Source organism: Streptomyces sp. NPDC050658 (genome assembly GCF_044457025.1).
Lineage (GTDB): Bacteria > Actinomycetota > Actinomycetes > Streptomycetales > Streptomycetaceae > Streptomyces.
This window is the reverse complement of record NZ_JBITGM010000001.1, coordinates 884,742-910,183: the sequence shown is the minus strand read 5'-3', so window position 1 is coordinate 910,183 and position 25,442 is coordinate 884,742. Positions and strand designations below refer to the sequence as shown.

Annotated in this window: 23 protein-coding genes; 8 read left to right on the top strand and 15 right to left on the bottom strand. The window is 72.4% G+C overall.

Features of this window, described 5'->3' with window-relative positions; all coding sequences use genetic code 11:
- Window positions 1-123: 123 nt before the first annotated feature.
- Window positions 124-2,514: a discoidin domain-containing protein gene (locus ACIBKX_RS04135; RefSeq protein WP_363270532.1), complete on the top strand. Its 2,391-nt coding sequence runs from the start codon at window positions 124-126 to the stop codon at window positions 2,512-2,514.
- Window positions 2,515-2,548: 34 nt separating this feature from the next.
- Here ACIBKX_RS04135 and ACIBKX_RS04130 read toward each other — a convergent pair whose 3' ends face one another.
- Together ACIBKX_RS04130 and ACIBKX_RS04125 are read right to left on the bottom strand one after the other, a co-directional pair.
- Window positions 2,549-3,157, bottom strand: coding sequence for a hypothetical protein (locus ACIBKX_RS04130; RefSeq protein WP_363270533.1), 609 nt, complete (start codon window positions 3,155-3,157; stop codon window positions 2,549-2,551).
- 10 nt (window positions 3,158-3,167) lie between these two features.
- A complete protein-coding gene (locus ACIBKX_RS04125; RefSeq protein ID WP_399375667.1) occupies window positions 3,168-5,036 on the bottom strand; it encodes an APC family permease in 1,869 nt (622 codons plus the stop codon).
- A 243-nt stretch (window positions 5,037-5,279) separates the two neighbouring features.
- Here ACIBKX_RS04125 and ACIBKX_RS04120 point away from each other — a divergent pair, with 243 nt between their 5' ends.
- Entirely contained in the window at window positions 5,280-5,834 is a 555-nt protein-coding gene (locus ACIBKX_RS04120) for a hypothetical protein (RefSeq protein ID WP_363270535.1), read from the top strand.
- A gap of 86 nt (window positions 5,835-5,920) precedes the next feature.
- Here ACIBKX_RS04120 and ACIBKX_RS04115 read toward each other — a convergent pair whose 3' ends face one another.
- The 6 genes from ACIBKX_RS04115 to ACIBKX_RS04090 all read right to left on the bottom strand — a co-directional run bounded on the left by ACIBKX_RS04115 (window position 5,921) and on the right by ACIBKX_RS04090 (window position 12,685).
- On the bottom strand, window positions 5,921-6,844 hold the full coding sequence (locus ACIBKX_RS04115) for an oxidoreductase (protein ID WP_363270536.1): 924 nt from the start codon (window positions 6,842-6,844) through the stop codon (window positions 5,921-5,923).
- An 88-nt stretch (window positions 6,845-6,932) separates the two neighbouring features.
- Window positions 6,933-7,721, bottom strand: coding sequence for an SDR family oxidoreductase (locus ACIBKX_RS04110; RefSeq protein ID WP_363270537.1), 789 nt, complete (start codon window positions 7,719-7,721; stop codon window positions 6,933-6,935).
- An 88-nt stretch (window positions 7,722-7,809) separates the two neighbouring features.
- Window positions 7,810-8,394 carry a TetR/AcrR family transcriptional regulator gene (locus ACIBKX_RS04105; RefSeq protein ID WP_363270538.1) on the bottom strand — a complete coding sequence of 195 codons (585 nt, stop codon included), beginning with the start codon at window positions 8,392-8,394 and terminating at the stop codon, window positions 7,810-7,812.
- Window positions 8,395-8,463: 69 nt separating this feature from the next.
- A complete protein-coding gene (nirD, locus tag ACIBKX_RS04100; RefSeq protein WP_399375629.1) occupies window positions 8,464-8,826 on the bottom strand; it encodes a nitrite reductase small subunit NirD in 363 nt (120 codons plus the stop codon).
- Entirely contained in the window at window positions 8,823-11,429 is a 2,607-nt protein-coding gene (gene nirB / locus ACIBKX_RS04095; RefSeq protein WP_363270827.1) for a nitrite reductase large subunit NirB, read from the bottom strand. Before nirB ends, nirD begins: the two co-directional genes overlap by 4 nt.
- Window positions 11,430-11,434: 5 nt before the next feature.
- Entirely contained in the window at window positions 11,435-12,685 is a 1,251-nt protein-coding gene (locus ACIBKX_RS04090) for an FAD-dependent oxidoreductase (protein ID WP_363270539.1), read from the bottom strand.
- Between the two features lie 311 nt (window positions 12,686-12,996).
- Here ACIBKX_RS04090 and ACIBKX_RS04085 point away from each other — a divergent pair, with 311 nt between their 5' ends.
- Window positions 12,997-14,454: a ferric reductase-like transmembrane domain-containing protein gene (locus ACIBKX_RS04085; RefSeq protein WP_399375666.1), complete on the top strand. Its 1,458-nt coding sequence runs from the start codon at window positions 12,997-12,999 to the stop codon at window positions 14,452-14,454.
- 355 nt (window positions 14,455-14,809) lie between these two features.
- Window positions 14,810-15,592: a TSUP family transporter gene (locus tag ACIBKX_RS04080; protein ID WP_363270541.1), complete on the top strand. Its 783-nt coding sequence runs from the start codon at window positions 14,810-14,812 to the stop codon at window positions 15,590-15,592.
- 20 nt (window positions 15,593-15,612) lie between these two features.
- On the opposite strand, the gene ACIBKX_RS04075 is transcribed toward ACIBKX_RS04080, so the two are convergent.
- From ACIBKX_RS04075 to ACIBKX_RS04065, 3 genes are all read right to left on the bottom strand, one after another.
- The gene (locus tag ACIBKX_RS04075; protein WP_363270542.1) at window positions 15,613-16,236 is read right to left on the bottom strand and encodes a class F sortase; all 624 of its coding nucleotides are present in this window, start codon (window positions 16,234-16,236) and stop codon (window positions 15,613-15,615) included.
- 125 nt (window positions 16,237-16,361) lie between these two features.
- Window positions 16,362-16,919: a hypothetical protein gene (locus tag ACIBKX_RS04070; RefSeq protein WP_363270543.1), complete on the bottom strand. Its 558-nt coding sequence runs from the start codon at window positions 16,917-16,919 to the stop codon at window positions 16,362-16,364.
- Between the two features lie 279 nt (window positions 16,920-17,198).
- On the bottom strand, window positions 17,199-17,984 hold the full coding sequence (locus ACIBKX_RS04065) for an aminotransferase class IV family protein (RefSeq protein WP_363270544.1): 786 nt from the start codon (window positions 17,982-17,984) through the stop codon (window positions 17,199-17,201).
- 172 nt (window positions 17,985-18,156) lie between these two features.
- Between ACIBKX_RS04065 and ACIBKX_RS04060 the strand changes: the two genes are divergently transcribed.
- On the top strand, window positions 18,157-18,780 hold the full coding sequence (locus ACIBKX_RS04060; protein ID WP_363270545.1) for an NAD(P)H-dependent oxidoreductase: 624 nt from the start codon (window positions 18,157-18,159) through the stop codon (window positions 18,778-18,780).
- A gap of 21 nt (window positions 18,781-18,801) precedes the next feature.
- Here the strand turns inward: ACIBKX_RS04060 and ACIBKX_RS04055 are convergent, their stop codons facing one another.
- Both ACIBKX_RS04055 and ACIBKX_RS04050 read right to left on the bottom strand, forming a co-directional pair.
- On the bottom strand, window positions 18,802-20,187 hold the full coding sequence (locus ACIBKX_RS04055; protein ID WP_363270546.1) for an ATP-binding protein: 1,386 nt from the start codon (window positions 20,185-20,187) through the stop codon (window positions 18,802-18,804).
- The gene (locus tag ACIBKX_RS04050) at window positions 20,184-20,843 is read right to left on the bottom strand and encodes a hypothetical protein (RefSeq protein ID WP_363270547.1); all 660 of its coding nucleotides are present in this window, start codon (window positions 20,841-20,843) and stop codon (window positions 20,184-20,186) included. Before ACIBKX_RS04050 ends, ACIBKX_RS04055 begins: the two co-directional genes overlap by 4 nt.
- Before the next feature lie 172 nt (window positions 20,844-21,015).
- Between ACIBKX_RS04050 and cutA the strand changes: the two genes are divergently transcribed.
- From cutA to ACIBKX_RS04035, 3 genes are all read left to right on the top strand, one after another.
- A complete protein-coding gene (gene cutA / locus ACIBKX_RS04045; protein ID WP_363270548.1) occupies window positions 21,016-21,369 on the top strand; it encodes a divalent-cation tolerance protein CutA in 354 nt (117 codons plus the stop codon).
- Entirely contained in the window at window positions 21,366-21,809 is a 444-nt protein-coding gene (locus ACIBKX_RS04040) for a gamma-glutamylcyclotransferase family protein (RefSeq protein ID WP_363270549.1), read from the top strand. Before cutA ends, ACIBKX_RS04040 begins: the two co-directional genes overlap by 4 nt.
- Window positions 21,810-21,990: 181 nt before the next feature.
- Window positions 21,991-22,284, top strand: a complete 294-nt coding sequence (locus ACIBKX_RS04035; RefSeq protein ID WP_363270550.1) for a DUF6355 family natural product biosynthesis protein — start codon at window positions 21,991-21,993, stop codon at window positions 22,282-22,284.
- Between the two features lie 71 nt (window positions 22,285-22,355).
- Here ACIBKX_RS04035 and ACIBKX_RS04030 read toward each other — a convergent pair whose 3' ends face one another.
- Complete coding sequence (locus tag ACIBKX_RS04030; RefSeq protein ID WP_363270551.1) at window positions 22,356-24,485, bottom strand: molybdopterin oxidoreductase family protein; 2,130 nt, start codon at window positions 24,483-24,485, stop codon at window positions 22,356-22,358.
- A gap of 226 nt (window positions 24,486-24,711) precedes the next feature.
- Window positions 24,712-25,440 (bottom strand): ElyC/SanA/YdcF family protein, encoded by a 729-nt coding sequence (locus tag ACIBKX_RS04025; protein ID WP_363270552.1) that lies wholly within the window; start codon window positions 25,438-25,440, stop codon window positions 24,712-24,714.
- Window positions 25,441-25,442: the final 2 nt, after the last annotated feature.

Here is a 25,442-nt window from a genome sequence, read left to right as displayed (position 1 = left end):
CGCCCCACTCCACCCCGCCCCACTCCACCCCACCTTCACCGGCCACCCACGTTCCCTCCTCCCGTGAGTGATGCTGTTGATTCCCTTGTGATGTTGGGGAGTTGAGTGGTGTAGTCCACTGCCATGACGAACCTCTCCCGTCGCACCCTCATCACCGCTACAGCCGTCGCAGGCGCCGCCGTCGCTCTCCCCCTGCCCTCCGCCCGCGCCGCCGGGCCAGCCCCCGGTGATGCCAGTGGCGCCGGTGGCGTGAGTCGGGGTAATGCTCGGCCCGTCGTTGTTCCCGCCCTTCAGGAGTGGGTCGGTGGGGACGGTGTCTATCGGCTCGGTCCGCAGTCACGGGTTGTTGTTCCGGCCCGGAATGCCGGTGAACTGCTCGCACTTGCCCGGCAGTTGACGCGTGATCTCGCCGATGTCACCGGGGTCGAGATCGCTGCTCCCCGTGCCGTCCGGCGGCGCTCCCGTGCCGCCGGCGGTGAGATCCTGTTGCAGCTCGACCCTGGCGCCCGGCACAGCAAGGGCGGTGCGCTCTACGCTGGCGAAGGGTACGAACTCGGTGTCACGGGGGACGCCGTCACCATTACCGCGCCCTCCTACAGCGGGGTCTACTACGGCACCCGCTCCCTCCTCCAGATACTGCTCCACGACGAGCAGCGCTCCCGCGTCCCCGTCGGCACCGCCCAGGACTGGCCCAACTACCGGCTGCGCGGCTTCATGCTGGACGTCGGGCGGCGCTACTTCACGCCGGGGTTCATCAAGGACTACCTGCGCGTCATGGGGTGGTTCAAGCTCAACGACCTTCAACTCCACCTCAACGACAACGAGATCAAGGCCCCCGGCGGCGACTGGAGCAAGGCCTATGACGCCTTCCGGTTGCGGAGCGACAAGGAGGAGTGGGAGGGGCTCGCGGCTCCCGACGGGTCGTACTCCCGTGCCGACTGGGACTCCTTCGAGGACACCGCCGCCCTGCACGCCGTGCAGCTCACCCCCGAGATCGACGCCCCCGCCCACTCCCGCTCCTTCGTCCGCTTCCGGCCCTCCCTGGGCCTCGACGGCGGCAACTCCGACCACCTCGACCTCGCCAAGCCCGAGACGACCGCCTTCATGAAGGACGTCTTCGAGGAATTCGTGCCTTGGTTCCGCAGCCCCGAAGTCCACTACGGGGCCGACGAATACACCGGGCCCGAGGCCCAGTACCGGGCCTACTTCAATGACATGGCCGCCCATCTCCGCTCGCTCGGCAAGCATCCTCGCGCCTGGGGGAGTCTGACGGAGATGGCCGGTTCGGCGGACGGATACGACCGTGACGTCACCATCCACAGCTGGAACAACGGCTGGTACGGGCCGCAGGCCGCCAAAGCCGACGGGTACGAGATCGTGAACACGAACGACGGGCTGCTGTACGTCGTCCCCTTCGCCGACTACTACCACGGGCACGGGCTCGACGGGCGCTATCTCTACGACAGCTGGGAGCCGCACGTCTTCCCGGGAAAGGAGAGTCTGTCCCCGGGCGACCCGCAACTGCGCGGCGCCATGTCCGCCGTCTGGAACGACCTCGTGCACGCCGACTACACCCAGCAGGACGTGCACGGCCTCGTCGAGAAGACCTACGGCACGCTCGCCCAGAAGATGTGGAGCGGGACACAACAGGGCCTCACCTACGGAGAGTTCGCCGCGCTGTTGCGGCGCTGCGCGCAGGGACCCGGGCTCACCACCGTGACCCCGACGCTGGCCGATCCCGGCGAACTCGCCTTCGGCGCGGCGGCGACCGCCTCGTCGGGCGCGCATCCTTCGTACGCATCCGACGGCAGCCATGTCACCTGCTGGACCAGCGCCGCCGAAGCCGGAGGGCCGTGGATCCGGGTCGACCTCGGCGAGGTGCGGGACGTGGCGCGGGTGCGGCTCGACTGGGGGCGGGAGCACGGGCGTACGTACGACATCGAGGTGTCGGGAGGTGAGGGGAGCGGGTGGCGTCGCGTCGCGTCGCGGCGCGGGCTCGACGGGCCAGGCTGGGACGAGTCGTCGTTCGACGTGGTGGCGGCGCGCCATGTGCGGGTGCGGGGCCGGGAGAGCGGGCGGGTCCGGTGGACGCTGTGGTCGGTGCAGGTCTTCGACGCCGCCGATCTGGCCCGGGGGCGCGCCGCGACGGCCTCGTCCGCGGAGACGGCGTCGTTGGGGCCGGAGAACGCCGTGGACGGGGACGCGGCTACTCGCTGGGCGTCCAAGTACACCGACGGGGAGTGGATCGCCGTCGATCTGGGGGAGGCGCGGACCGTGCGGCGCGTCCTCCTCGACTGGGAGGCGGCCGCGGGGCGCGACTACGACATCCAGGTCACCGAGGCCGCCGACGGCACGTCGGGCTGGCGGACCGTCGTCGAGCGCAGGGGGCGGACCACGGCGGGCGTCGACGCGGTCGACTTCGCGCCGGTCGCGGCCAGACACGTACGCATGCAGGGGGTGAAGCGGCAGACGACGTACGGGTATTCGCTGTACCGGTTCGAGGTACGGGGCTGAGCCGGGCCCTCCAGGAACTCGGCCTTCCAGGAACTCAGCTCTCCAGGAGGGACTTGAGGGCGGCGAGGCGTTCCCTCCAGAACGCCTTGTACGCCGCCACCTCCTCCGCGTCCCGCAGCTTCTCGTGACCCACTCCGACCACCGTCTTCTCCGGGCCCTTGACCGTGAGGGTCACGGAGATGCGGCCCGTGCCGCCGCCGTTCGCGTCCCTGAAGTCGGCCGTCACCGACTTCGCGGGGCGGTGCGTGCGGACGGTGAAGTCGGCGTCCGGGAGCCAGCGGCGGCGCAGGGTGTCGTCCGCGAACGCCTCGATGACCCGCGCCGCCGTCGCCTCGATCGTCTTGCTGCCGCTGGTGCGCCAGTCGCCCGTGCTGCTCTGCCCGACCTCGCGCAGGCCCCGCTCCTGTTCGTAGCCGACGGCCACGGACTGGGCGTACCAGCCGTCCACGGAGTGGTCCTCGCGGACGTGGCGGGCGATCTCCGTGTGGTTGCGGGACGTGCCGCCCCAGGCGTCGAGCAGCTTGAACCACTCCGCCCAGTCCTTGCCCGTGGCCTCCCGCAGCGCCTCGCCCGACAGCTTCTCGGTGATCTTCTTGCCCGTGCCGGAGTTGCCCGTGCCGGAGTTGCCCGTGTTCCCGCTCATGGCGCCGACGCTAGGACCGGCGCCGCCCCGCCGCAAGGCGGAAGCGGAGGCGGCAGATCACCGCGTCCGTGTCGCGGCGCACCGCGTGTGCGAGGACCGCGCCGCGCTGGTTCTGCAGCAGGCGCTGCCAGACGTGGGCGGGCTCCACCTCCGGGATCAGGACGGTGACGCGGGTGGTCGGATGGTAGGTGTAGATCTTTCGTACGTACGCCGCCACCGGGCGCCCCACCGTGCGCGACTCGGACGGCAGCTCCACCAGGTCGACGCCGGGGTTCCACAGCTCCCAGTCGCGGCGCAGTGCCTCCAGGGCGCGCCGGTCGTCCGGGTCGGGGTGGGTGACGGTGACGGCGCGGACCTCGTCGCCGAGGGACACGGCGGCGTTGATGGCCTCGCAGGTCAGCCGGGAGAGGCCGGACACGGGTACGACGACGAGGGAGTGGTCGCGGTGCGGGGGCTCGGGGACGCGGCCGAGGTCCAGGTCGGCGCCGATCCTGACGTACGCGCGGTGCACGGCCTCGAAGCAGAGCACGATCGCGGGCAGCGCCAGCACGATCAGCCAGGCGCCCTCGGTGAACTTGGTGGCCGTCACGACCACCGCCGAGATGCCGGTCAGTACCGCGCCGAAGCCGTTGAGCAGGGCCTTCGCGGGCTTCCCCGCTTTACGCCAGTGCAGCACCATGCCGGTCTGGCAGAGCGTGAAGCCGACGAAGACGCCGATCGCGAAGAGCGGCACGAGGGTGTTGGTGTTGCCGCCGGAGAAGACCAGGAGTGCGGCGGAGACGGCTGCGAGCGCGAGTACGCCGTGCCGGTGGACCTGGCGGTCGGCCTTGAGGGCGAAGACGTGCGGCAGGTAGTTGTCTCTGGCCAGCAGGCTCATCAGGACCGGGAGGCCGCCGAAGGACGTGTTCGCGGAGAGGGCGAGGAGGATCATGGTGGCGAACTGCACCACGTAGAAGGCCCAGTTGTGGCCGAGCGAGGCGTCCGCGAGCTGGGCGAGGACCGTGACGCCCTCGACGGGCTGAAGACCGAAGCGGGAGATGAGGACGGACAGCCCGATCAGCATCACGCCGAGCAGCGCGCCGAGTGCGACCTCCGCGTGCTGGGCGCGCTTGACGCGCGGGGCCCGGAAGGAGGGCACGGCGTTCGCGATCGCCTCGACGCCGGTGAGGGCGGAGCAGCCGGACGCGAACGCCTTGAGGAGCAGCAGCGCACCGACGGTGGTGGCGTTGTCGGCGAGGACGGAGGCGTGGCCTTCGGCTGCGGCCGTGCTGACGGGGCCGTCCCGGAAGAGGCCTACGGCGATCATCGTCAGGATCGCCCCGACGAATATCGCGGTCGGCGCGATGAAGACCTTCGCCGAGTCGACGATGCCGCGCAGATTGACGCCCGTGACGATCACGAGGACGGCCAGGCAGATCAGGACGCGGTCGCCGTACAGCTCGGGAAAGGCGGAGGTGAGCGCGGCGACGCCCGCGGTGACGGCTACGGCGACGTTCAGTACGTAGTCGAGGACGAGGGACGCCGCGGCCACAAGGCCGGCCCGGCGGCCGAGGTGGGTCTTGGCGGCGGCGTAACTGCCGCCGCCGTCGGGGAACGCGGCGATGACCTGGCGGTAGGAGGCGACGAGTACGGCGAGGAGTGCGGCGATGCCGAGGGTGACGGGGAGGGTGAAGCCGAGGCCGTAGCCGCCGGCGGCGGCGAGGACCAGGACGATGGCCTCGGGGCCGTAGGCGACGGAGGCCATCGCGTCGAGGGAGAGCGCGGCGAGGCCCTGGAGGGCGGTGAGGCGGTGCCGGTCCTGGTGGTGGGTCGCCGCGCTGCCGTCCGTGTCCGGAGGTTCCTCGACGGCTACGGCGGACGCGGTGGTCAGGGGGTCTATGGCCACGGGGGCACCTCCAGGTGGGGTGTCGGGGGAATGCCCAGCGTCGGGGCGCGCGGAGCGCCGCGTGCGCCGTCTTGGTGACTCTCTTGCGCGTCGGAACTGGATCTTTACGCGTCGCTGATGCGGGGGCGTGGGGCCGGTGGGGTGCGGTGTCAGCGGTTCATCAAGGTGTACGGCGATGGAGTAAACGGCCCGTCAACAGCGCCGACGGGAGGCGGGGCCGGGCCTACGGTGCGGCACATGCGAGGACATGACTGGACGACGCGGGGTGCGGTGCTTGGCGGGTCGGGAGTGGAGGCCGCCGTGTCCGACCGGCGATGGGCGGCCGATGTGCGGGCCGCGGTCTTCTGCGCCTTCGCCCTGCTGGTCCTGGTCACGCTGGTGGACCTGGCCAACGGCACGCTGGACGGGGTACGGGCGGGGCTGTGGGCCGGGCTTTCGGCGCTCCTCTACCTGATCCTGCATCCGGCGAAGGTCTCGGCGGGGCCGGGCTGGCTCGCCGTACGCGGTCTGCTGCGCCACCGGCACGTCTGCACGGGGCTGTTGACGGCGGTACGCCATGAGGAGGGCGTCGCCGCACGGCTGGTCCTGTGCGACTCGCTCGGCAACCGGGTGGAGGTGGACCCGAAGGTCCTCGCGGAGAATCCGTTGTTGCTGCACCGGCTGGACGCGGGGGTGCGGGATGCGCGGGAGCGGGGGTTGCTGCGTACGGGCACGGAGGTCGTGGACCGTCTGGCGGCGCGGCTGGACGCGGAGACGGCGCGGGGGGTCTTCGAGAGGTCGCGGCTGAGGTAGGCAGGGGGGAGGGGGAGGGCGCAGGGGCGCTCGCCGAGTTCGTCCTCTTCGTCCTCAGACGCCGGACGGGCCGGAAGGGGCAGGGTTCAGCCCTTCAGCGAGTCGTACGTAACCCCCGTCAACCCCTCCGACGTCTCCCAGAGCCGCGCCGACGCCGCCCCGTCCCGTGTCCATCCCGCCCGCCAGGAACGCCCCGGCGCCCCGCGCCACATCAGCACCCGGGGGCCGGTGAAGGAATCGCCCCGTACTCCCGGCGCCGTCGCCGCGTACAGCGTCGGCAGTGCGCCGGCCGCCGCGGACTGGGCGACCAGGCCGTTGCCGACCCGCATCAACCGCTCGATCCCCTTCCGCCCCTCCATCCGGGGCCCGGCGGACTGGAGGTTCGTCGACGCGTAGCCGGGATGCGCCGCCGCGGCCACCACCTCCGAACCGGAGGCGGCGAGCCGCCGGGCGAGTTCGTGGACGAAGAGGAGGTTCGCCGTCTTGGAGCGGCCGTAGGCCACCCAACGCCGGTACCCCCGCTCGCTGTTGAGGTCCGCGAAGTCCAGGTTCCCCAGGACGTGCGCCGCGCTGGACAGGCTCACGATCCGCGCCCCCGGCGTCCGCAGCAGCGCCGGCAGCAACAGCCCCGTCAGCGCGAAATGCCCCAGATGATTGACTCCGAACTGCATCTCGAAGCCGTCCGCGGTCTGTCGGTACGGCAACGCCATCACCCCGGCGTTGTTCACCAGCAGGTCGAGCCCATCGCCGTACGACGCAGCGAACTCCCTCACCGAGGCCAGATCCCCGAGGTCCAGCCGGCGGAACTCGGCCTCGGCCCCCGGCACTTCGGACCGCAGCCGCGCCACCGCCGCCGTCCCGCGCTCCTCGCTCCGGCAGGCGAGCACCACCCGTGCTCCCCGCCGGGCGAGTTCCCGCGCCGTGATGTAACCGATGCCGCTGTTCGCCCCGGTGATCACGGCCGTCCGGCCGCTCTGATCGGGAATGTCGCTCGTGTTCCAGCCCGCCATGACACGGCTCCCTGTCCTTACTCGGGAGTAGCTAGGGAGTAGTGAGACTAAGCGGAACCGGCCGCGGATGGTAGGGCCACGCGTCGTCTCAGGCCGCCGCACCCCCGTCGATCACCAGGTCCGCACCCACGACCGAAGCCGATTCGTCCGACGCCAGGTACAGCACCGCCGCGGCCACCTCCGCGGTCGACGACACCCGGCCGAGCGGCGACGCCCCCTTCATCCGCTCCGTGCGCCCCTCCTCGCTCTCGCCCGGCAGCATGGACATGCTGGTGGCCGAAGGGCCGGGGCTGACGGCGTTGATCCGTACCCCTTCCTGCATGTGCTCCGCCGCGGCCCCCTTGGTCAGCACGGAGACGGCGGCCTTGCTCGTCGCGTACGCCGTCGCACCCGGCTTGCGGCGGTGGACGCCCAGCGTCGACGCGATGTTGACGATCGCCCCGCCGCCCGGCTGGGTCCGCATCTGCCGCACCTCGGCCTGGAGCGCGAGCAGTACGCCGGTGACGTTGATGTCGAGCATCGTCCGCCAGTCCTCCTCCGCCAGCTCCGTGACCGGCTGTCCGCCGCGGAAGACGCCCGCGTTGTTGACGGCCACGTCCAGCGAGCCGAACCGCTCGACCACGGCGTCGACCAGCGCGGCGAGGTCGGCGGAGCTGGTGACGTCGGCGGTGACGGCGAGCGCCGCGCCGCCCGCCTCCTCGATGAGCCCGACGGTCTCCTTGAGCGGGCCTTCGGAGCGCCCGGCGACCACGACGTTCGCGCCCTCGGCGGCGAAGGCGAGCGCGGTCGCCCGGCCGAGGCCGGAGCCGCCGCCGGTGACGAGGGCCGTGCGGCCGGTGAAGCGGTTACGCGTTGCCGCAGTCGTCACTTCAGTCATCACAGAAACTCTTTTCTTGAACGATCGGTTCAGTATTAGGGCATGAAAAAATGGCGCCAATGCGAAGGCGAGGAGTGAAGGAACGGTGTCAGTCCAGCAACGCCAGCGCCTGCTCCGTCGCATCCCGCACCCGCGCCGGATCCTTCGACGCCTTGCCGATCACCCGCAGCCCCTGCATCAGCGTCAGCAGCATGCGCGCGAGGGCCAGCGGGTCGCGGTCCTCCGGGAGTTCGCCCTGCGCCTGCGCGCGGACCAGCGCGGAGTGCAGCAGGGTCTCCAGGTGCTCCCAGCTCCGCTCGACGCAGCGGGCGGCGGCCTCGTCGTGCGGGCCGAGTTCGGCCGCCGTATTGGTGATGAAGCAGCCGTTCAGGCGGTTCTCGTCGGTGCAGGCCTCCGCCGCGAAGCGACGCACCACCGCGCGTACGGCGGGCACCGCGGCCCCCGGCTGCGAGAGCTCGGCGAGGAGTCGCGGGTTCTGGTTCGTCGCGTACCGGTTGAGCGCCTTCAGGTACAGCTCGTGCTTGTTGCCGAAGGTCGCGTAGATGCTGGCACGCCCGATGCCCAGCGCCTCGACGAGGTCCGCCATCGACGTCGCCTCGTAGCCGCGCCGCCAGAACAGCTCTAGGGCCGACTGGAGCGCGGCGTCCGGATCGAATTCCTTGGTCCTGGCCACAAGGGAAGAGTAGGCAATATTGGAACGATCGGTCAAGTAGAAGAATGGCCGCCCCGTTCCGGCAGGCCGCTATGCCACCCGCACCGCATGCGTCTCGACCCGCACCGAATCGTCGTCGAGGCACCGTCCCGTCTCAAGGTCGAACCGCTGCTTCAGGAGCGGCGATGCCACGAACGGGCGCCCGCCCGCGGTCCCGAGCAGGCCCCGCGAGAGCACCGCCGCGCCGGTGAACGGGTCACGGTTGTCGATCGCGTACGCGCGGCCCGCGCGGTCGACGAAGACCGCGGCCTGACGGCCGTCGGGAAGCAGCGCGGCGATTCCGCGTCCCGGCTCCAGGCGCGCACGGTCGCACACCTTGAACCAGTCGTCCTCCAGGCGCAGTTGAACACTTTTCGCGGAACTCAGCGTGGAACTCGTCTGAGTACTTGTCACGATGCGGCACCTTCCAGGTCGCGAGGGCGGGAGCCGATGCTCAGCAGCGGCAGGTCCGGCTTGATCTGGTCCCGTTCCGGGACGAAGCTCACCGTCGGGTCGGGGACGTCCGGCGCGTTCACGAAGGACACGAACCGGGCAAGACGCTCGGGGTCGTTGATGGTCTCGGACCACTCGTCGCGGTAGTTCGCGACGTGGTCCGCCATCAGCGCCTCCAGCTCGTCGCAGATGCCGAGCGAGTCGTGCACGACCACGTCGCGTACGTGGTCCAGGCCGCCCTCGATCCGCTCCAGCCACGTCGACGTGCGCTCCAGGCGGTCCGCCGTACGGATGTAGAACATCAGGAACCGGTCGATGAGGCGCACCAGTTCGGCGTCGGACAGGTCCTGTGCGAGCAGATCCGCGTGGCGCGGAGTCGCGCCGCCGTTGCCGCCCACGTACAGGTTCCAGCCGCTGGACGTGGCGATCACCCCGAAGTCCTTGGACTGGGCCTCCGCGCACTCGCGGGCGCAGCCGGAGACGGCGGACTTCAGCTTGTGCGGGGAGCGCAGGCCCCGGTAGCGCAGCTCCAGGTCGATCGCCATGCGGACCGAGTCCTGGACGCCGTAACGGCACCAGGTCTGACCCACGCACGACTTCACCGTACGGAGCGACTTTCCGTACGCGTGGCCCGACTCGAAGCCCGCGTCCACCAACCGGGCCCAGATCAGGGGGAGTTGTTCGACGCGAGCGCCGAACATGTCGATGCGCTGGCCGCCGGTGATCTTCGTGTAGAGCCCGAAGTCCCGTGCCACCTCGCCGATCACGATCAGCTTCTCCGGGGTGATCTCGCCGCCGGCGATGCGTGGCACCACCGAATAGGAGCCGTTCTTCTGGAGGTTGGCGAGGAAGTGGTCGTTGGTGTCCTGGAGAGCGGCCTGCTCGCCTTCGAGCACATAGCCGTCCGCGCCGATGGTCGGGGCCAGCGAGGCGATGATCGAACCGACCGTCGGCTTGCAGGTCTCGCAGCCCTCGGTGCCGCGCGCCGCCGCACGGCCGTGCGTGTCGAGGAGCCTGCGGAAGGAGGTGACGCGCAGGGTGCGGACGATCTCGTACAGCTCCTGGCGGGTCTGGCCGAAGCAGCCGCACAGGCCCTTGTCGACCTCGACGCCCGACGCCTCCAGCTCGTCGTTGACGAGCTGGCCGAGCACCTTCACGCAACTGCCGCAGCCCGTACCGGCCTTGGTGCACTTCTTGACCTCGGGGACCGTCGTGCAGCTGTGCTCGGTGACGGCGCCGCGGATCGTGCCCTTGGTGACGTTGTGGCAGGAGCAGATGACGGCGGAGTCCGGCAGGGACGACGGGCCGATGGCCACCGGGCCCGCCGCGCCCGCGGGCAGCACCAGTTGCTCGGGCGAGACCGGCGGCACGGTCCCGGTCAGGGGGCGCAGTACGCCGTACGCCTCCGCGTCACCGACCAGGACACCGCCGAGCAGCTCGCCGCCCGGACCGATGACCAGCTTCTTGTACGTTCCCGAGCGCGAGTCGGAGTAGACGACGTCGAGGCAGTCCTCGGACATGCCGTGCGCGTCGCCGAAGGAGGCCACGTCCACGCCGAGCAGCTTCAGCTTGGTGGAGAGGTCGGCGCCGGTGAAGCTCGACTCCTCGGCGGCGATCGTCGCGGCGACGGTCTCGGCCATCTCGTAGCCGGGCGCGACCAGACCGTAGACCCGGCCGTCGGAGGCCTGTGCGCACTCGCCGATCGCGAACACCGCGGGGTCGCTGGTGCGGCACTGCTCGTCGACCGTGATGCCGCCGCGCTCGCCGACCGCGAGGCCGGTGTCGCGGGCCAGTTGGTCGCGGGGGCGGACGCCCGCCGAGAACACCACCAGATCGGTGGCGAGTTCACTGCCGTCCGACAGCTTCATGCCGGTGACGGCGCCCTGCTCGGAGACGATCTCCTGGGTGCCGACGCCCGTGTGCACGCTCAGGCCCATGTCGGTGATGGTCCGCAGCAGCGCCGCGCCACCGCCCTCGTCCACCTGCACCGGCATCAGACGCGGCGCGAACTCCACGACGTGCGTGTCGAGGCCGAGCCCGCGCAGCGCGCCCGCCGCCTCCAGGCCGAGCAGCCCGCCGCCGACGACCGCGCCGGTCTTCGCGTACGTCTTCGCGTACTCCTCGATGGCGAGCAGGTCCTCGATGGTGCGGTACACGAAACAGCCCGTGGTGTCCTTGCCCGGCACCGGCGGCACGAACGGGAAGGACCCGGTGGCGAGGACCAGCGTGTCGTACGCGAAGGTCTCGCCCGAGCGTGCGGTCACGGTCCTGGCGTCCCGGTCGACGGACTCGGCCGGGTCGCCGATCCGCAGCTCGATGCCGTGCTTCTCGATGAACTCCGGGTCGGTGAGCGAGAGTTCGTCGGGCGTGCGGCCCGCGAAGTACGAGGTGAGCTGTACGCGGTCGTAGGCGGGGCGCGGCTCCTCGCACAGCACGACGACGCGGTGCGTGCCGGTGAGGCCGCGCGCGGCGATGGCCTCCAGGAAGCGCTGGCCCACCATGCCGTGTCCGACGAGCACGATGGTGTTGTCGTGCGCGCTGTGGCGGGGGGTGTCCGTGGGCATGGGCATCAGAGGCCTCCGTCGTGGGTGAGCAGGTGGAGCAGGGGGCTGCCGTCGTCCTCGGGCAGCGGGTCGTCGGCCTCCCAGGCACGGGCGAGCGCGCCGACGGTGCCGAGCTCGCCGAGCAGGACCCCGCCGACGAGCCGGTCACCGCGCACGACGACCTTGCGGTAGGTGCCGCGGGTCGCGTCCGTGAGCTGGATGACGTCGTCGTCGGGCCGGGGCTCGGGGTCGCCGAAGGCCGCCAGGTCCAGGGGAGCGGACCCGGGGTGGTTCGTGTGCAGGGTGAGACGGGTCAGGGCGCGGGTCCCGGCGTACGGGCGTGCGCTGTCCGGCGTGAGCAGGGCGTCGGCCAGGGCGTCGGCCTGTTCGAGCGCGGGGGCGGCGAGGCAGCGGACCTCGCCGGAGTGCTCGGCGCAGTCGCCGACGGCACGGATGTGCGGATCGGAGGTGCGCAGCTCGTCGTCGACGACGATGCCGCGCCGCACGTCGAGCCCGGCGGCCTGGGCGAGGCCCACACGGGGGCGGACCCCGCAGGCCAGCACGGTGAGGTCGGTGCCGAGCACGTATCCGTCGGCGAGCTCGACGGACCGTACGGCCCCGTCGACCTGCCGCACGCCCCGCACCCGGCACTCGGTGTGCACCTCGACGCCGAGGTCGGTCAGATGCCGGTGGACGATCTCCGAGGCCGCCGGATCGAGCTGCCGCTCCATCAGCCGGTCGCCCTGCTGGGTGAGGACGACCTGGGCGCCGCGCACGGCGAGCGCGCGGGCCGCGGAGACGCCGAGCAGCCCGCCGCCGATGACGACGGCCCGGACGCCCGGCCGCATGGCATCAGACAGCGCGAGGCAGTCGTCCATGGTCCGGAAGGGGTGCACGCCGCGCGGCAGCTCGGTGGCGTCCGGCGCGAAGAGCCCGCGCAGCGGCGGCAGGACCGGGTTGGACCCGGTGGCGAGGACGAGCGTCTCGTACTGCACGACGCGGCCGTCCGCGCAGTGCACGAGCCGGTCGGCGCGGTCGACGCGGACGGCGCGGGTGCGCAGGAACGTGCCGGGCGCGGCCGGCAGCCCGATGACCTCAGGGCCGTACCGGCCCGCGAGGACATCGGCGAGCAGCACCCGGTTGTAGGGCGCGTGCGGCTCCTCGCCGATGAGTACGGCGGCGCCCCCGAGCCGCTGGGCGATCCGCACCCCGGCAAGGCCGGCGCCGATCACCACCACGCGTGCGGTCACGCGTGCGTTCGAGGCAGTAGAGGTCATGTACGGCAGCGTGCGGGGGCGGTGTTACCCGTCGGCATCCTGACTGTTTCCCGGGGGGAACGCTGCCCTCAGCGGGGGCGGGGCAGGGGTGTGAGGGGCCTTGGCTTAACCCCCGTTGAGCCGATCCTCAAGCCCACCTTAAGGATCACGGATACGCCGCTGACCAGCCGCTTTCAGGTGTGTCCCGCGCCTAGTCTGCCGCCGTGACCATCGAGGCAGCCGACCCCCAGCTCTCCGCGTACCCCGCGCTCTCCGCATACCTGCGCCAGACGGAGGGCGCGGCTGCCGCCCCGGTGCCGCAGATGCCACCGATGCCGACGGCGCCGCCGCGCGCCGCCCGCCGGCCGAGTACCGCCCGCCCGCCGCGCACCGCCCGTCCGGCACGGCGCGACCGGCCCCGTGCCGCCGCGACCCCCGTCCCGCCGGTCCGCGTCACCCCCGCCGCACTCCGCGCCGGGATCATCGGCGGGGCGCTGGCCGTCACCGCGCTGTGGGCCGTACAGGCGGAGCCGTCCGCGCGGCTCGACGTGCTCTTCGCGACCGGGGCGCATCTGACCGGGCTGCTCGCCGGCTACGGCGTCCTCGTGATGCTCTTCCTGATGGCCCGCGTCCCCGCCGTCGAGCACGGCGTCGGCGCCGACCGGCTCGCCCGGCGGCACGCGCTCGGCGGGCGTTACGTCCTTTCCCTCTGCGTCGGCCACGCACTGCTCGCCCTGTGCGGATACGCCGCCCACGCCGACACCGACCTCGTCGCCGCCGCGCTCGACCTGCTCGGCTATCCGGGCCTTGCCCTCGCGGCCGTCGGCACCGGGCTCCTGGTGGCCGTCGGCGTCACGTCCGCGCGTGCGGTGCGGCGGCGCGTCCCGCACGAGACGTGGCGGGCGGTGCATCTGCTGACCTACCTCGGCGCGGCACTCGCCTTCGTGCACCAGCTCGCCGGGCCGGACGTCGCGGGCAGCGTGCCCACGGTGTGGCTGTGGTCGCTGCTGCACGCGGGCGTCGCGGTGCTGCTTGCCTGGTACCGCGTCGTCGTACCCGTGCGGCAGGCCCTGCGCCACAGCCTGCGCGTGATCGACGTACGAGACGAGGGTCCGGGCGTCGTGTCGGTGGTCATGCAGGGCATCGGGCTCGACGATCTGCGGGCCGAGCCGGGTCAGTTCTTCCGGTGGCGGTTCCTGCGGCGCGGGCTGTGGCGGACCGCGCTGCCGTTCTCGCTGTCAGCGCCGGTGCGGGACGACACGCTCCGGATCACCGTGAAGGCGATCGGCGACCACACCCGGCGGGTGCGCAGGCTGCGACGCGGGACGCGGGTCCTCGCCACGGGGCCGTTCGGGGCGCTGACGGCTCATCGGCGTACGCGGCGGAAGGTGCTGTTGCTCGCGGGCGGGGTGGGGATCACACCGCTGCGGGCGCTGTTCGAGACACTGCCGGGCGGTCCGGGGGACATCACGCTGCTGTACCGGGCGGGGAGCGCGGAGCAGTTGGTGCTGCGGGAGGAGCTGGAGGGGATCGCGCGCAGCCGGGGAGCAGGGCTGCACTATCTCCTCGGGCGGTCCGACGCGGCCTTCGATCCTTCCCCAAGCTCTCAACTTCGTTCGAGCAGGGGAGACCCCATCGCCCCGCAGGCGTTGCGGAACCTGGTCCCTGACCTTGCCTCGCACGACGTGTACTTGTGCGGGCCGCCGGGCATGGCGGCGGGGGCGCGGGCGGCGCTGGTGCGGGCGGGGGTGCGCGAGGAGCACATCCACGCGGAGTGCTTCACGTTCTGAGCAGGCCTTTTCTCTTACTGAGCAGGCCTTTTCTCTCCTCCGAGTTCCCTTCTTCGAGTTCCGTTCTCCGAGTTCCTTCTCCGAGTTCCTTCGAGCCTCCGAGTCTTCGAGAAAGCTGACACTGACATGGGACGCCACCGCAGACCCGTCGCCCCGGTGCCGGGGCCCACCCGTCAGACCCGCCGCCGCCTGGCCGCGGGCCTGGCGGGTGCGAGCGCGCTGATCGCCACGGCACTGTCCCTCACGGTCACCCCGTCGTCCCCACCGGCCCCGGATCGCGCGCCAACCTCTGAAGACCCTCAACTCTCACCGAACTCATGGACGGCAAGATCACCCGCTCCATAGGGTCGCGAGCATGCCCGACATATCTCTGACCACCGTCGTCGTCCTCTGCGTCGCCGCGCTCGCCGCCGGCTGGATCGACGCGGTGGTCGGCGGCGGTGGTCTGCTCCTGCTCCCCGCCCTCCTCCTCGGGCTCCCCGCGGGCACCCCCGCCGCCCACGCCCTCGGCACGAACAAGGCCGTGGCGATCGTCGGGACGACCGGCGCCGCGGTGACGTACGTACGGAAGACACCCGTCGACGTCCGTACCGCCGTCCGCATCGGCCTCGCCGCCCTCGCCGGATCGATGGGCGGCGCCTTCTTCGCCGCGGGCATGAGCACCGACGTACTGAAGCCCGTCATCATGGTCGTGCTGCTCGCCGTCGGCGCCTTCGTCATCCTCAAGCCGGCCTTCGGCACCGCCCCCGCCGCCCAGCCCGCCTCGCCCCGCCGCATCCTCGCGGCGATCGGACTGGCCGGTCTCGGCATCGGGTTCTACGACGGACTCATCGGCCCCGGCACCGGCACCTTCCTGGTGCTGGCGCTCACGGCCGTGCTCCACCTGGACCTCGTCTCCGCCTCCGCCACCGCCAAGATCGTCAACTGCTGCACCAACGCCGGCGCCCTCGCGATGTTCACCTGGCAGGGCGCGGTGCTGTGGCAACTGGCCGGCCTGATGGCGGTCTTCAACCTCGCCGGCGGCATGTTCGGCGCGCGCACCGCGCTGAAGAAGGGCAGCGGATTCGTCCGCATCGTGCTGCTGACCACCGTGTTCGGCCTCGTGGCGAAGATGGCGTACGAGCAGTGGCTCGCGTGAACCTCGACGAGGCCGAACGCTCAGCGCACGGCCGTCAGGTGAGCGAACACCACCACATTGCCCTGGTACCCCGTCTTGCGTGAGTACGCGCCGCCGCACGTGATGACCCGCAGCTCGGGCCGGTCCGCCGCGCCGTACACCTTCTTGTCGGGGAAGTCCTTCGCGGCGTAGACCTCGTTCGCGTCGACCGTGAACACCGCGACGCTGCCGTCCCTGCGCTCGACCTCGATCGTGCGGCCCTTGGTCAGGCCGCCCAGGGAGTAGAAGACGGACGGGCCCTCGGCATTGTCGACGTGCCCCGCCACGATGGCGGTGCCCTTCTCGCCGGGCGTGGTCCCCGACTCGTACCAGCCCGCGAGATTCGTCTTCTGCGGCGGCGGTACGTCCAGGCTGCCCTGCCGCGTGAGGCCGAGCCCCATCAGCGGCGCGTCGACCCGGATCGCGGGGATCCGGATGCGGTCGGGCGGGGACGGGGGGAGCGCGGACGCCACGCGGGCGGTGCCGTCGGATGCCGCGGCCGCCTGCGCCGCCGACGGCTGCGGCGGCGGACCCGCGCCCGCGCCGTCGTACAGCAGCCACGCCCCGGAGCAGAGGGCGAGCGCGGTGACAGCCCCTATCGCGGAGTTGATGGTCTTCCTGCGCATACGTTCGTCAGCCCCCTCGGGATCGGGGATGCGAGCCCCCTCGTCCCCCTCCCGGTCCGTGAGGGACATCGCGGGCCTGGAGGGGGAGGGGGCGTGCGGTACCGGTGGACAGCGGAGGGTGTCCGTCAGATCCTGTCGCCTCTCGCCCGGCGATGCAGGAGCCAGGTACCGCCCGCGGCGGCGACGGCAAGCGCCGCCACACCCGCCGCGGTCTGCACGGGGTCGGGGCCGAGCGCGCCACCGACCCCCGTCTTCACATGCCCCTTCGGGGTGACCTGCTGCGGCTCGGTGGTGACGGCGGCGGCGGTGGACGTGATCGTCACGACGAGGTCGCCCGCCACCTGCTTGCCGCCCGAGCCGGATCCGGAGCATTTCGCGACGATCTCGTAGGTGCCGGGCTGCGCGGACGGCGGCACCTTGAACTGCCCGACCGCATTCTCCTTGTGCGTGCTCGGCGCCAGCGTGAAGGCGCCCGCGCCGACCGCGCTCGCGTCGCCCGTCGCGGTTCCCCCGCTGCCGCACGCGGTGGTGTTCACCGTGACGGTGGTGCCGGGGGTGACCGTGACGGGCACGACCTCCAGACCGCCGCCCGCGGCGAGCGCGGCCGCCGAGGCGGGGGGCGCCAGCAGGCCCGCCGATGCGACGGCGAGCGCGGCGGTGGTCAGCAGGCGGGCTTTGCGCATCGTGCTTGCTCCTCCGAGAGGCCTTCAGAGGGCACGGCCCGCGGCACCCCCAAGTGCCGCTGCGTCGGTCGAACCCCGCTCTACCGAGGTAAGTGGCACTTGGCGGGGCACGCCTCCTGAGGGACAGTCAGAAACTCTGCGGTGGAGCGACTTCTGACGTACCGACGGAAATGTTTCAGCAGGTCACCCGGCGTGTCGCGGAGAACTGACCGAAGCGGGCGCGGGGCGCCTGTGAATGGGTGACCCGCGACTTCCCGGACGGCCCCTCGGGCGGCGGACTCAGACGACGTCCCAGGGCACGCCCTCGTACGCCTCCGCCACCGCCCGCATCAGCTTCGGGTCGACCGCGAACTCCGTGTCGTCGATCCGCCGCACCGGAGCGATGCCGCGCGCGTTCGTGACGAAGGCCGCGCCGTACGACGACAGGTCCGCGAGGGTGACCGGGCCGCGCCGCGTGCCCGGCCCGGCGCTCGCGAGCCGGGGTTCGAGCAGCCGCATCGTGATGCCCTCCAGGCAGGGGGCGTCGGGCCAGACGACCTCCGTGCCGTCGTAGAAGGCGATGTTCGTGACGGCGCCCTCGCTGATGGTCCCGTCCGGCGCGGTGAGCAGCGCGTCGTCGTAGCCCGCGCGCCGGGCCAGCTCGCCGTACCGGGCCTGCCCGAAGCCGCCCAGGTGCTTGATGTGCGGGAAGGGGCGCTGGAAGGGCACGGACCGCAGGGCCTGCGGGTCCGGCGGCATCTGACCAGGCGCCCGGACGGTGACCATGACGGTCGGCTCGCCCTCGGGGGCGTGGACGTGTACGCGTACGGAGGCGTCGGTGATGTCGTCGCGCAGGACGTGCCGGATGAGTCCGCGCACGTATGCGCCGTCCAGCTCCCGGTCGAACAGCTCACGGGTCGCTTCGTCGAGCCGCGCCAGATGCAGCGCGAGGCCGCGCACCGCGCCGCCCCTGACCTGCAGGGCGGTGAAGTGCCCCATGGCGCCGAGCGCGGGCGGCAGCAGCCGGTCGGCGGTGGCGGCCTGGCCGTCGATCTCAAGGCGGTGTACCGGCGCGGGAGTTGTCATGCGGTCACGGTAACGGGGTCGTGCGGCCGGCGTCGGGCGGCCGTTCGACGGCCGTCCCCGAACTCCCCGAACTCCCCGAACTCCACGAATTCGGCGGCCGTCCTCGAACTCCCCGAACTCCACGAAAAGAACCGCTTGACCTCAACCTAGGTTGAGATACGAGGCTTTCCCCATGACCACCGACACGTACGCCGCAGACGCCCCCGTTTCCACCACCACCGCGCCCCTCCGCGTCGCCGTCATCATCGGCAGCAACCGCGAGGGACGCTTCGGACCAACCGTCGCCGAGTGGCTGCTGGCGCGGATCCGCGATCGAGACGACTTCGAGGTGGACGTCGTCGATCTGGCCGAGTCCGCACTGCCCACCGCCCTCTCCTTCGACCCGGCGCCCGAAGTCGTCGAGGAACTCGGCAAGGTCACCCCGAAGCTGGCCGCCGCCGACGCCTTCATCGTCCTCACCCCCGAGTACAACCACTCCTACCCCGCGTCCCTCAAGGCCCTCATCGACTGGCACAACGCCGAATGGCAGGCCAAGCCGCTCGCCTTCGTCTCGTACGGCGGGCTCTCCGGCGGCCTGCGCGCGGTCGAGCATCTGCGCCCGGTCTTCGCCGAGCTGCACACCATGACCATCCGCGACACCGTCTCCTTCCACAACGCGGGCCACCTCTTCGACGCCGACGGCAGCCACAAGGACCCGACCGGCGCCGACGCCGCCGCGAAGTCGATGCTGGACCAGCTGCACTGGTGGGCGTGGGCCCTGCGCGCCGCCAAGGAGGTCCGCCCGTACGGAAGTTGATCAGCGGACTGCGGCAGTTGATCAGCGGACCGCGGCGGTCGGCAGGTGAACGGCCGCCACCGCACCACCGCCCGCCGCGTTCCGCAGCTCCACGCGCGCCCCGATCACCTGCGCCTGGCCGAACGCGATCGTCAGGCCGAGTCCCGTGCCCTGACCGCGCTCCCGCACCCCGGTCTGGAAGCGCCGCGGACCGTCCCGCAGGAGGTGCTCCGGGAAGCCGGGCCCCTGGTCGCTGACCGTGACCACCGGCCCGGCGACCCGCACCTCGACCGGGCCCGCGCCGTGCCGGCGGGCGTTCGCGACGAGGTTGGTGACGATCCGCTCCAGGCGGCGAGCGTCGGTACGTACGAGGACGTCGTCCCGCTCCTCGGTGACGGCCCAACCCTCTGTGACGGCCCAACCCTCGGTGACGGCCCGCCCCTCTGCGGTGGCCCGCCCCTCGACCACGAACCGCACCTCGTGCCCCGACCGCTGCACGATCCCCTCGACCAGTTCGGCGGGCGGATGCACCTCCAGGTCGGGCCGCTCCGCCTCCGCGTCGAGCCGCGCCACTTCGAGCAGATCCTCCGTGAGGTCGCGCAGGGCCCGCACCCGGTCCCGCACCAGCTCCGTGGGCCGCCCGCGCGGCAGCAGCTCCGCCGCCGTGTGAAGACCGGTCAGCGGGGTGCGCAGCTCGTGCGCGACGTCGGCGGTGAAACGCTGCTCGGCGACGAGCCGCCGCTGCAGGGACGCCGCCATCGTGTCGACGGCGGCGGCCAGTTCGGCGACCTCGTCCCGGTTGCGCCCGCCGCGCCTTCCGACGGCCTTGCGGCGTACGGCCGACGACCGCGGATGATCGATGCGGGCGTCGAGTTCGCCCTCGCTGATGCGGCGCGCGGTGGCCGCCGCGGTCCGCAGCTCGCGGCTCAGCCGGCTGGCCAGGGCGGCCCCGCCGAGCGCGGCGAGGACCACGACGACGGCACCCGAGACGATCAACTGCCGGTCGAACTCCGCCATCTCGGCGGCCTGCCGGTCCAGCGGCTCGCGCACGGACAGCACATGGTCGCCGACCGGACGCGCCGCCCACACGGCGGGCCCCGCGGCCCCCATGTCGACGTAGGTGGCCCGCCGCCCGTCCCGCGCGGCGGCCCGCAGCGACGCGGGCAGCGCGTGCGCGTCGACGGCGGCGTCCGTGCCGTCGGCCGTCTCGACCTGCCCGGTCAGCTCGTACAGCTGCCGCACCCGCACCAGTTGGGCGACGGCATCGGACCTGGCGCTCGCCGAGACCTGTTCGAGGCGTGCGTGATGGACGAGCAGCCCGATGGCCACGGCGACGACCGCGCAGCCGAGGGCGAGCAGCGCGGCGATCTTCCAGCGCAGTCCGAGGGCGTTGAAGGCGGCCCGCGTCCGCCGGACGAGGCGCCTCACGCGTGCGGGCCCTTGCCGCTCGTGTAGTTCTTGACGTCGCTCACCGTCGACATCCGTACGCCGTCCCAGTGGAACCGCACGGCCTGCTCGCCACCGTCCGCGCACGAGCTGCGCACCAGCAGATCGGGGCCGAGCGTGTCGATGCCGATCCGCTTCCCCGAGGTGAACAGGATCGGGTAGACCCGTTTGCCGCGCTGCCGGTAGACCGCGAGGACACTCCGTCGGCTCTCCAGGTCGGCGGCCACGAGCAGCTCCTTGTGCCCGTCGCCGGTCAGGTCCGCCAGGACCGGCGGCCGGAGCCCGGCCCCGCCGGGGCGCTTGATCGTGGGGCGGTCGGCGAGCGGCCGCATCCGCTGGTCGGCCCGCAGGAGCTGACGGACGTCGAGCCCGCCGAGCCCGTCCCTGCCGAGTGGGGGCAGGTCCGGCAGGGGTTCCGGCGGCGGCTGGTGGGTGGCGGTGTCGGCGCCGGGTGCCTTGGGCGACGTACCCGACCAGGCGGGCCAGAGCGGTTCGGGGCGCGGCTGCACGGAGACGGACGGCGCGGGCTCACCGGCGTCGAGCCCGTCCACGCCGCCACATCCGGCCAGCACGACGACCGCCGTGACGGCGAGCGGCGCACAGCGCAGGAGGCGGGAGCGGGGGCGGCTGAGTTTCATGGCGCCACCGACGCTAGGAAGCGTCCATCACGAAACACCGGCGATTGTGTAACAGCCGTCGGTACGCCGTCGGGGTACGCGCGGATCGGGACTTTCGACAGGGCCGGTGGCCCCGTCCGGCGGGAATCGGTGCAGGACGACCGGGCGGGAATCGGTGCATGACAATCGGGGCATGACGTCGACGCATGAAGCCTTCGCATCCGACGGGCCCAGGGTGGTCACCGTGCTGACCACGACCGACACCGCCCGCAAGGCCGAGGACCTCGCCGCCGGCGCGGTCGCCGCGCGGGTCGCCGCGTGCGCGCAGATCGCCGGGCCCGTCGTCTCGGTCTACCGGTGGGAGGGCGCCGTCGAGACCGCCCAGGAGTGGCAGATCCTGTTCAAGACGGCGGCCGCGCGGTACGACGCCCTGGAGGCCTGGCTGACCGGGGCGCACGACTATGACACCCCCGAGATCATCGCGACGCCCGTGGTGCGGGGGAGTGCGGCGTACCTGGAGTGGGTGCGGTCGGAGACGGCCGAGTGAGCGCCGGGCCGACGCCCCGGCTGCCGTTCTTCGTGTACGGGACGCTGCGGCCGGGGGAGCGCTACCACGACGTCCACCTGCGCGGCCGCATCGCGTCGGAGGAGCCCGCGCGGCTCGCGGGGGCGGTCCTGTACGAGGGGCCGGGCTACCCGTACCTGGTGGAGGACCCCGAAGCCGGCCCGGTGAGCGGCGAGTTGATCACCGCGCTGCCGGCGGCGTACGACCGGCTCCTCGCCGACCTGGACGTACTGGAGGAGTACAGGCGGCCCGGTGACCCCCGCAATCTGTACGACCGGGTGGTACGGGACGTGACCCGCCCGGACGGCACGACGGCGAGGGCGTGGGTGTACGTGGCGGCGCCCCGTGTCGCGGCGGGGCTGCGGACTTCGGGGGCGGTGATCAAGGGAGGGGACTGGGGGGCGTTCCGCGCGGGGCGGTGAGCGCGGGGCGTGTATGCGCAGCTCAGATGCCTTAAACGCCCGCACACCCGATCCGGTGGATTCCGTCACTCGTGCGAGCGACGCCGATGATCACGGTGAGTGTCTGCTGCGAAACTCTCCGTGTGCACCACTCGGTGCGTTCGTCGGTGCGTGAGCACCACGTCCAAGCAGGAGTTTTCCCATGAGCCTTCGTCGTTCTCTCGCGGCCCTCGTCGGCGCCGCCGCCCTCACCGTCGGCGTCCCCGCGGCGGCCTCGGCGGCCGCGCCCGCCCCCACCGCCGTCATGGACCCCTGCGGGTTCTACGAGACGGGCAGCGACGCCTACTACAACCACTGCACGAGCGACGGCTCCCGCATCGTGATCGAGATCGACGACTGGGGCCCGAACTCGGAGCAGTGCGTGGGTCCGGGCGTCACCTGGATCGGGTCGGCGTCGGCCGTCGACGGAGCCTGGTACACGGGACGCACCTGCTGATCCCGGCAGACGAATGACGGCGGACCCGGAGCATGCCGCTCCGGGTCCGCCGCCGTTCCGGGGCCGCCGCGCTATGCCCGCTCCAGCCGCACCGCGCACACCTTGAACTCCGGCATCCGTGACACGGGGTCGAGCGCGGGATGCGTGAGGGAGTTGGCGCGGCCCTCGCCCGGCCAGTGGAACGGCATGAAGACGGTGTCGGACCGGATCGCGCCGGTGATCCGCGCCGGGGCGACGGCCCGCCCCCGCCGCGAGACGACGGCCACCGACTCGCCCTCCGCGATCCGCAGCCGGGCGGCGAGCCGAGGATGCAGCTCCACGAAGGGGCCGGGGGCGGCGGAGTTCAGCTCGTCGACGCGGCGCGTCTGGGCCCCCGACTGGTACTGGGCGAGGACCCGCCCGGTGGTGAGCAGCACGGGATACTCCGCGTCCGCCTCCTCGGCGGCGGCCCGGTGCACGACCGGCACGAACCGGGCCCGCCCGTCCTCGGTGGCGAACCGGTCGAGGAAGAGCCGGGGCGTACCCCCGTGCCGCTCCTGCTCCCGCTCCTGCTCCCGCTCCTGGTCCTGCCGCCCGTCCGGCTGGTCACCCTCCGGGCAGGGCCAGAACACGCCCTCCCCGTTCCCCTCCCGCAGCCGGGCGTACGAGATGCCCGAGTAGTCGGCCGCGCCGCCCGCGCTGGCGCGCCGCAGCTCGTCGAAGACCTCCTCCGGGTCGGTCGGGAAGCCCTTCTCGTGGCCGAGGTGCGAGGCGAGACCGTGCAGTACGTCGAGATCGCTGCGCACCCCGTCGGGCGCCGTCACGGCCCGGCGCCGCAGCAGCACCCGCCCCTCCAGGTTCGTGACGGTCCCGGTTTCCTCGGCCCACTGCGTCACCGGCAGTACGACATCGGCCAGTTGAGCCGTCTCGGAGAGGACGACGTCCGCCACCGCGAGGAAGTCCAGCGACCGCAGCCGCTCCTCCACATGCGCGGCGCGCGGGGCCGACACCACCGGGTTGGAGCCCATCAGGAGCAGGGCCTTGATGTCGCCGCCGAGCGCGTCGAGCAGTTCGTACGCCGAACGTCCGGGGCCCGGCAGCGAGTCGGGGTCGACGCCCCAGACGCCCGCGACGTGCGCGCGGGCCGCCGGGTCGGTCAGCTTGCGGTAGCCGGGCAGCTGGTCGGCCTTCTGCCCGTGCTCGCGGCCGCCCTGGCCGTTGCCCTGGCCCGTCAGACAGCCGTAACCGGCCAGCGGGCGGCCCGCGTTGCCGGTGGCCAGGCAGAGGTTGATCCAGGCGCCCACGGTGTCCGTGCCCTTGGACTGCTGCTCGGGGCCGCGCGCCGTGAGCACCATCGCGTTGTCGGCCCCGCAGAACATCCGCACGGCGTCCCGCAGCTGCGGCACCGGAATGCCGCTGATCCGCTCCACGTACTCCGGCCAGTGCGCCATGGCCGCGGCTCGCGCCTCGGGCCAGCCGCTGGTCCGCTCCTCGATGAACGCCTCGTCCGTCCGCCCCTCGGCCACCACCAGGTGCAGCAGGCCGAGGGCGAGCGCCAGGTCGGTGCCGGGGCGTGGGGCCAGGTGCAGGTCGGCCTGCTCGGCGGTGCGGGTCCTGCGGGGGTCGACGACGATCAGCTTGCCGCCGTTCGCCTTCAGTTCCGTCAGATACCGCAGGGCGGGCGGCATCGTCTCGGCGAGGTTGGAGCCGACCAGGATGACGCAGCCGGTGCGCGGGATGTCCGCGAGGGGGAAGGGCAGTCCGCGGTCCAGCCCGAAGGCGCGCTGGCCGGCCGCCGCCGCCGACGACATGCAGAAGCGCCCGTTGTAGTCGATCTGCGAGGTGCCGAGCACGACCCGCGCGAACTTGCCGAGGCTGTACGCCTTCTCGTTCGTCAGCCCGCCGCCGCCGAAGACTCCGCACGCGTCCGGGCCATGTTCCGTACGCGTACGGGAGAGGCCCTCGGCGACGCGGGCGACGGCCTCCTCCCAGGTGGCGGGCTCCAGCCGGCCCGTGGCGCGGGACCGGACGAGCGGCTCGGTCAGCCGCACCCGGGAGGAGAGCACCGCGGGTGCCGTGCGGCCCTTGCCGCACAGCGCGCCGCGGTTCACCGGGAACTCGGGGCGCTCCACGACGTCCACCCCGCCGGGGGCGGACGTGAGCCCCATCCCGCATTGCAGCGCGCAGTACGGGCAGTGGGTCGGTGTCGCCTTGGTGTGCATACCGTCCACCCTCCGCCGCGGGTGTTACACGCCCCCGCCGGTGGCGTTACACCCCAGGTACGCCGACCTCAGCCACCCCGTTCCTCCGCTGTGAGGGAGCCCCGCGGGTTGCCTGCCGCGGCCCCTTCCCCTGGCTGAATCGCTCACCCGGCGATCGGGGCTGTGCCCACCCGTTCCGCCCTGCGGAACGCCTGCCCACAGCGCGGGACGGGGGGCAGCCGTGCCCTCAGTGTCGCTCCGACCCCAGTGCGTCCCGTACGCCCCGCTCCTTCGGCCCCAAGAACCGCGGATCCGGACGCAGCGTCGCGTCCAGTGCCGCCTTGCCCGCGGCGAAGAGCTCCCGGGCCCCGCCGTAGTACCAGGTCACGTCGTGCTTGGCGTCGACCCCGACCCCGTACGAGGAGACTCCCGCCGCACCGCACAGCGCGACCGCCCTGCGTATGTGGAAGCCCTGGCTGATCAGTACGGCCCGGTCGACGCCGAAGACCTTCTTGGCGCGGACGCAGGAGTCCCATGTGTCGAACCCGGCGTAGTCGCTGACGATGCGCCGCCCCGGCACGCCCCGCTCGGTCAGATAGGCCCGCATCGCGTCCGGCTCGTCGTAGTCCTTCCGGCTGTTGTCGCCCGTGACCAGCACCACCTCGATCCGCCCCGCCGCGTACAGCTCCGCCGCCGCGTCGAGCCGATGGGCGAGATACGGCGAGGGCTCCCCGTTCCAGAGCCCGGCCCCGAAGACGATCGCGACGTGCGTGCGCGGCACGTCGGAGGCGGCGCGCAGCCGCCCCTCCGTCGACACGAAGAGCCACGTCGCGGGCAGCAGGGCCACGACACAGACGGCCATGAACCCCTGCACGGCCCGCCGCTGCCCCCGCCGAGTACGTGGCAGCCGCACCCGCGGCAGCCGCAGCCGAACCCTCCGCAAACGGGCCCACTGAGCCCACTCCGGCCGCTTCATCC